Source organism: Bradyrhizobium sp. Ken01 (assembly GCF_055807355.1).
This window is the reverse complement of the sequence record NZ_JBVVPC010000110.1, coordinates 1-4,831: the sequence shown is the minus strand read 5'-3', so window position 1 is coordinate 4,831 and position 4,831 is coordinate 1. Positions and strand designations below refer to the sequence as shown.

General features: G+C 54.2%; 2 protein-coding genes. One reads left to right on the top strand and one right to left on the bottom strand.

What is annotated here, in order from left to right:
- The first annotated feature begins 152 nt into the window (after positions 1 to 152).
- Positions 153 to 338 (top strand): hypothetical protein, encoded by a 186-nt coding sequence (locus tag AC0L3S_RS38780; protein ID WP_473285188.1) that lies wholly within the window; start codon positions 153 to 155, stop codon positions 336 to 338.
- A 1,559-nt stretch (positions 339 to 1,897) separates the two neighbouring features.
- On the opposite strand, the gene AC0L3S_RS38775 is transcribed toward AC0L3S_RS38780, so the two are convergent.
- A complete protein-coding gene (locus AC0L3S_RS38775) occupies positions 1,898 to 4,816 on the bottom strand; it encodes an Npun_F0296 family exosortase-dependent surface protein (protein ID WP_473285185.1) in 2,919 nt (972 codons plus the stop codon).
- Between the last annotated feature and the right edge of the window lie 15 nt (positions 4,817 to 4,831).

The window sequence follows — 4,831 nt, the reverse complement described above, 5'->3', positions numbered from 1 at the left end:
GAAGAGCCGGGTGCGGGAAAGCCGCCTGCCCGGATCTGTGAGGGCGAAAGCCAAATGGCTGAGCTACTCGACCACGATCTGCAAAGCTCATTCATTATGCGCGAATCTGCTGAATTTGCTAATCTACATCTTATTTCCATCGGAAGTCGCTGATGCATGATATTGCTTTTTCTCTCATGGTGAGGAAACCGCGCCTTTCTGCAGCTGGCCGAGCTTGTTTATTCCGCTCGAATGTAACGCGCGCGATCCAGATGTCTCGTTTAGGGAAAGCCAAGCTGAACTTCAGCTTTACCTTCGCGCGTTGGAATGTGCAGTATATGCTGCAATTTGAAGCTTGACAGAGAGCGTTACCCGGCGAGCCGCTCTCCCTAAAGTCGCCGGGCGACGAGTTCGCCAAATCGCGATGTTGCGTCGCAATGCAAATTTTGAATGAAAGATCGTCGATTGACTTGCCGGCAGAGGGCACAACTTTATGTTTACCGGGAAATCTTAGGCAGGCTTCCATGCGTTTGATCTATGTCGGTGTCATTACGTCCTTTGCTCTCGGTTGGTCCGCCGCCGTGGCTCAGCAGTCTCAGGGTACGGCAAACGAAACAATTGGTCACCCTCCGCCGCTTCCCGGCCCACCCCCGATGTCCGAGCCCTCATTAGCAACTCCACATGCACCATCCCCGCCCACAATTCGGCCGACAGGCGACCCGCCAAACAGTGGATACATCGGAGCCTATGGGCCTGCTGGCCCCGCAACTCCTTACTCCACGGGTCCACTGCCCCAGGTGAATACCGATCCAGGCCTGAACGTTTTGGGCCCTGATAACTCGACAAAGTCGGTCAAAGCGATCCCCTGTGCTCGATTCGCCCGCGAGAGCGACGGATCTACGACTTGCGTCGGAATTCCCGATACCACGAAGCGAAGATAAGGTTATGAAGTGTTTTTCAAAGCAAGTGAGTGGTAGATGCAGCAACGTCCGCTTGAACTGGACTCAAGCAGCAATCGGCCCCCGGACATTCTCCAATCTACGTCCGCACAGTGGAGGGCAGAGAAGACAAGAGTTAGACTTGGCTTAAATAGGTCGATGCAGAAGCAAAGAATCTGAGCGCCTATTTTTACTGAAACGCAAAAAACGGGAACAGCCATATGGAACTTGGACGCAAGAACTTTGTGTGGGTCGTGGTGATTGCCGTGGCCGCCCTGTCCTTTGTTTCGGTAGAGGACGCAGCTGCCGATACAATGGTGTGCACGGTCATACCCCAGTATCCTCCTTACGTATTCCCGGCGCCGAACTGGGGGCCATTCTTCCGGCACCACTATTATCGATACGGGCCGACACCCACCTGCGTTTTAACTGCGACGCCAGTAACGGCTGTGTCCGGCCCAGTCATATCGGTTCGTTACTAGAGAGCTGCGCTGGCGGCGTGGGTTTTATGTAATTCCTGCGGCGTTATTGAAATTTCAAGACTCTCTGTTGGTCGTCGACCAAAGGGCCAAACGAGCTCCTATCTCGGCACGCTTTGATCGCGAGCTGGAATATAGGGATATGTCATGTCGAGTTGCTTTTATGATCCGGCTCGCCGACTTACACGCGTGCGCGCCGCTTCTTAGCCATCCAGCTTGATCGGCGGCGCGACCCCTTGTTGTCTACCTGCGGACATGGTCCACGCCCAACCCAAGCCTCCCAGCGATGGGTAGAGTTTGCTAATAACTAAAGCCCTTCCCAACTGCTTCATGAAGCCGGCGGCAGTCGGTAATGAGACGGAAGTGCAGTTCCGAGTCTGCGAGTCCTAGGTCCGAGCGATCCGGTCTGGGAACGTGGGGTGGCAATTGCGCAAGCCGGAAGTGACTTGGATGGAGCAGCAGATCGAGCGGCTGAGCTGAAGCCGACAGAAAAATGCGGAGCTAAATCAAATGAAAATCGCCGGGGTGAGCGATAAGTTGGGCAATGGTTATGCCCTTTAGAGTCATTGCGTCGTGGGCCGCGTCACTAAGGACAGTATCTAGCCCAGAATTTGCAGGTTTTGCGCTTGCCAAAATATCCGACACAGTCGCGAACAGGCTATGCTCAATCTCTATCTTGTCCCTATCGACGTTGAAATCAGCAATTCTCGCGCTATGAAATCCAGGTTCGAAAATGAATGTGTTCGAGCCGCCACCCCCGAATATCGTCACGCCATTTCCGACGTTGTGGAAGGTATCATCTTGGGCTGTGCCGCTCACGACTTGATAAGCAGACATATCGGCCCCTGCAGCCGCGCCCACAATGGTAATTGTTAGGGGGTGATCGCTAACACTCCCATGTCCATCGCTGATTTGCACTGTGTAGTTAAGGGTCAGAACGTCGCCCGGTTTCAGAAAATCGAGATCGGGATTTGTTGGCCTGTAGATCCAATCTAGCACCTGAGGACTGCCGTCGCTTTTGATACTGTCGAACGTGATTGCGTTGGCCGCGATCAATGCGCTCATGTCGACATTCGTCGGCAACGTGGCAACGCCGTTGTACTTGACGGTGGCATCGCCAGTCACGGTCGCGGTCAATGTATCACCGATATCAGCATCGCTCACAGTTAGAGTGCCTGTCATCGGAGCCGCGAGTTCTGTGTGGACATTGCCAGCCGAAACGTTGTCAATCTCGAAAGATTGCTTGGACTGCAGAACGACCTTGTCGAACGTGGGTAACCCAGAAAACTCCACATAGCCCGCAGAATCAAAAGAAGATTGGTCGCCGCCCGAAAGACGTGGAGCTAGGTCGGCCCCAGAGTAGGAAGCTACCAGTGTAGAGCCGTTGAAGAACTGGATACTGTTGTGTCCATCGGCAGAGCCCCAATACAGTCCAAATGAATTTTCCTTGTGAGCAAAGGTGATCGTCTCAGTGGCAAAATCGATGCTCAAATAGTTGGTGGTATCACTATGGCCGGGGAGTGGTCCCATGAAGGGCGCCACCGAGAGTTCGGACGATCCGTTGACGACACCAGCGTTGCCCACCGCAGAAAAGGTGGCGTCAAGTGCAGCACTATAGAAATTCCCAAAGCCAGCTCCATTGTTCGCTGGGGAGCCGGCGGCCAGCTCATCAAATGTCTCGGTGTTAAAGCCGAGTGAGCTGGTGTTGACCCCTGGGGCGAGGATGATGGGCCCGCCGGAGTTTACCGCAACGACCGCCTCCGTTGGCGGATCTGTCTCTCCCAGGACAACTGGTAAATCGTTGGCCCCGGTAATCGTCACAGCAAGCGGCTTGGAAGCTACCCCGCCGTGCATATCATCAACCGTCGCCGTGTAGTACAAGGTTAGCGTCTCGCCAGCAGGTAAAAAATCAAACATCTTATCGGGCAAGGCGTATGACCAGTTCACCGAACCGCTATTCACATTTGTTCCGGACGCCGCGAGTGACAGTGACGCTTCGAGAGCTTCAATGGCTGCAGTTTGGGTAGCGCTCAGCGATGTGATGCTGTTGTGAGACGCATCCTGCAGAGTGAATGAGGAGAATTGAGCGTTCACCACCGGGCGATCCGATAAATCGACGTCAGTAAAGATAATAGTACCGTTGGCATGATCGATCGTGTCGTTGCCCGTTCCCGAGAGCTCTATGAATCCGCCACTTGTGGTGGCGATCGTCGGTGTGTCGTTCGTGCCTGTCACTGTTATTGCAATGGGCCGGCTCGCCGAATTGCCGAGGTCGTCGCTGACTGACGCTTGGTACGTGAGCGTGAGCGTCTCGCCTGCTGCTAAGAAATCGAAAGCGGCATCGACAATGTCGTAAGACCAAGTCAATGACCCATTGCCGACGGGCGTTAGCGTCAGCGGGATCGCGACCAGGTCAATGGCGGCTTTCTCGGCCGGGCTCACGGAGGAGCTGATATCACGATGCGAGGCGTCCTGAAATCGGAATGAATCGAATCCAGTGTTCACTGCTCGCGGGCTAGCGTTGGTGAATGTGACACTCCCGGCAGCATGGTCGATCGCGAGATTATTGCTTCCGGAGAGCTCGGAAAACGAATCGTTCGTCGTCGTGATAGTTGGGACGTCATGCCCAGTAACGGTCAACACTACTGTAGAAAATGTTGCTGTATTGTGCAGTGGGTAATTGGTGTCGACCTCGACAGTGTAATTTAATGTCAAGATCTCACCCGGGCGAAGAAATTTAAAAGAAGCATCAGGGATGCTATAGGTCCATTTTACTGACCCGTCGTTGGTGTTGTTCGGATCGGGCACCAGACTAAGAGGGATAGCGACCGTAGTGATAGCGGCCAATTGATCCGGCGTCAGCGAAGGAGTTAGGTTGTTATGATGCGAGTCGTAGAGCGTAAATGAACCAAAGGTCACTTTTACGGTCGGGCGGTCTAGAAAGTTGATGTCCGCAAATCTAATGAGTCCAGAAACTGTATCGATTGCTGAGCTTGGCTTTGTGCCGGCTTCGACGATGGAAGCACCAGGAGCGATCACAACGGGTGGAACATCGAAGTGCCATGCCAGTATCTCTGTCGGGTTTTGGCTTCCATTGTCGGTTTGACTGATTTTGACGAAGGTGGGAATCGCAACAGCGCCCCCAGCTGTCTTGATGAAGAGGCCGTCGCTGGTCTGCGTGATCGAGTTGGTGAAGTTGGAGGTCAGCTTGGTGTTGGTGCCGTTGTCGGTGAACTTCAGCATGAACACGTCCGTGATCAGCTTCTGGATGTCCGGGGACATCAGCGCATCGCTGATCGAGACGTTGCCGCCGCTGATCTGGATCATCTGGCCGGCCTGGTTGACCGTCGCGATCGGAAGCAGCGTGACCTTGTCGAACAGGATGTAGGAGCCCGTCGTGCCGTTCGGCTCGACCAGCACCTGGAAGCTCGCCTG

Excerpts from the sequence above, each read along its gene's own strand:
- AC0L3S_RS38780 (WP_473285188.1), top strand. The coding sequence starts at position 153 with ATGCATGATATTGCTTTTTCTCTCATGGTGAGGAAACCGCGCCTTTCT.